At 71.6% G+C, this 2,445-nt stretch carries 2 protein-coding genes; both read left to right on the top strand.

Features of this window, described 5'->3' with window-relative positions; genetic code table 11:
• Positions 1-1,196, top strand: a 1,196-nt coding sequence (gene cofH, locus ND748_RS30020) for a 5-amino-6-(D-ribitylamino)uracil--L-tyrosine 4-hydroxyphenyl transferase CofH (RefSeq protein WP_251749582.1), incomplete at its 5' end; no start/stop codon positions are given.
• 449 nt (positions 1,197-1,645) lie between these two features.
• The gene (locus tag ND748_RS35190; RefSeq protein WP_285902911.1) at positions 1,646-2,272 is read left to right on the top strand and encodes a WhiB family transcriptional regulator; all 627 of its coding nucleotides are present in this window, start codon (positions 1,646-1,648) and stop codon (positions 2,270-2,272) included.
• Positions 2,273-2,445: the final 173 nt, after the last annotated feature.

The raw sequence follows: 2,445 nt of genomic DNA on the forward strand, positions 1-2,445 counted from the left end.
ATGCGATCGGTGCCACCGGTGCCGGCGCGCCGGAGCGGATCGACCCCGAGGTGCGGGCCGCGTTGCGCCGCGCCGGCACCGACCCGGCCGCGATCACCGACGCCGAGGCGCTGACCCTGTTCGGGGCCGAGGGGGCGGCGCTGGAGGAGCTCTGCTCGCTTGCGGACGGGTTGCGCCGCGACGCGGTGGGCGACGACGTCACCTACATCGTCAACCGCAACATCAACTTCACGAATGTCTGCTACACCGGCTGCCGGTTCTGCGCGTTCGCCCAGCGGCGCGGCGACGCCGACGCGTACACGCTGTCGCTGTCGGAGGTGGGCAGCCGGGCCGCCGAGGCGTGGTCGGTCGGCGCCACCGAGGTCTGCGTGCAGGGCGGCATCCACCCGGACCTGCCCGGTACGGCCTACTTCGAGCTCGCCCGCGAGATCAAGCGGGCGGCTCCGGGGCTGCACCTGCACGCGTACTCCCCGATGGAGGTCCTCAACGGGGTCACCCGGACGGGGATGTCCGTCGAGGACTGGCTGGTGGCGGCGCGAGAGGCCGGCGTCGACTCGATCCCGGGCACGGCGGCGGAGATCCTCGACGACGAGGTCCGCTGGGTGCTGACCAAGGGCAAGCTGCCCACGTCGAGCTGGGTCGAGGTGGTCAGCACCGCGCACCGGGTGGGCCTGCGCTCGACGGCCACGATGATGTACGGCCACGTGGACACCCCGGCGCACTGGGTCGCGCACCTGCGGCTGCTGCGCCGCATCCAGGACTCCACCGGGGGCTTCACCGAGTTCGTCGCGCTGCCGTTCGTCCACCACAGCTCGCCGATCTACCTGGCCGGCGTGGCCCGGCCGGGTCCCACGGTGCAGGAGAACCGGGCGGTGCACGCGATGGCGCGCATCCTGCTGCACGGCTCGATCGACAACATCCAGTGCTCCTGGGTGAAACTCGGCGTCGACGGCTGTCGCTCGGTGCTCGCCGGCGGGGTGAACGACATCGGCGGGACGTTGATGGAGGAGACGATCAGCCGGATGGCCGGTTCCCAGCACGGCTCGCGGCGATCCGTGGCCGAGCTGGAGGAGGTGGCCGCCGGGGCGGGTCGTCCCGCTCGGCAACGGACCACGTCGTATGGGCGGGTGCCGGACGAGCGCTTTCACGCTGCCCGGGGCGGCCCCGTCCGGACCATGCTGCCGGTGGTGTCCTGACACCCGCCAAGTCGGCGCCACCAAAAACTACTCTTAGTAGTCGTGAGAGTCGGCTTGGCCGGATGCGATGCCGGGTCGGTATAGGTTTAAGACGGTTGTCTGATTGCGTCACTGCCCGTTTAGGCCCTTTATGTCCGTTAGCTTCGGGCGGCATAATGCGGTCATCGCCGTCGGACCGATTGCACACAGTTACTGATTGGAAGGCCGCCCAGACCCTCGGCGATGGTGTGCAGTGACTGTGAGCTATGGTCTCATCGCTGGTTGTAGAAGATGTTGCGCTGGTGGGGTTGACGCGACCGACTCGGAAGCGTGTAATTACCGGCGTGTCATTCCCCTCGCTGGCGGGGTTCGTGCGGTAGTGCGTCGCCTGACCGGTGTGGAACCAGTCACCTGCGCGCCGGCGCCCAGGGGGTGGCCGACCGCACCGCGACGGGTCTGGAGGAGTCCCCATGGAGCACACCGACGCGGGCGTCCACACCGTCCTCGCGGACGTCGAGCGTCCCGCTGAGCATGACCCGTTCGGTGACCACTCCGAGCGGGTGCTTACCGAACGGCCCACCCAGGCCACACCTGAGCCGCGGCCGGCGCTGGCCGCGGCCGGCGTCCCACCGGCCCGGTCGGGCTCGCCCGACCTGGGCACCGGTGCCACCCCGTTCGCCCCCGGCCCGCGGGCTGAGGCGGACGGCGACGTCCTCGTGCGCGCGGGCGACGACGCCGACGCCGATGCCGACGACTCGGCCGTCGACGATCTCGACGCCGACGACCCGGCCGTCGATGCCGTCGACGACTCCACCGGCGACGGGTCGGACACCCTCGCCCCAGTGATCGATCTGGGGCTGGGTGACCTGCTCGGCGAGGCGATGGAGTGGCAGGAGCGCGCGCTGTGCGCGCAGACCGACCCCGAGGCGTTCTTCCCCGAGAAGGGCGGCTCGACCCGGGAGGCCAAGCGCATCTGTTCGGGCTGCGAGGTCCGGGCCGAGTGCCTCGAGTACGCCCTGGAGAACGACGAACGGTTCGGGATCTGGGGCGGGATGTCCGAACGGGAGCGACGCAAACAACGGCGCCGAGCGGTCTGATCCCGGGCGGTGGGTGGCGTCCGGCGGGGTGCAGGCGGCCCGGCCGCGCCGCGCGCCCTCGCGGCCCGCCCCCCCCCCCCCCCCCCGGCCGGGCCCGGGGCCGGGGTCCTCTGTTCGTGAGGGGGCGGGGGCCGCCGATGTTCCGCGGCCCGGGGAACAGGTCGTAGAAGTCG

The organism is Frankia sp. AiPs1 (assembly GCF_023716945.1).
Taxonomy (GTDB): Bacteria; Actinomycetota; Actinomycetes; order Frankiales; family Frankiaceae; genus Frankia.

What these genes read in the sequence shown, in the direction of transcription:
- ND748_RS35190 (WP_285902911.1), top strand. Translation starts at nt 1,646, where the DNA reads ATGGAGCACACCGACGCGGGCGTCCACACCGTCCTCGCGGACGTCGAG.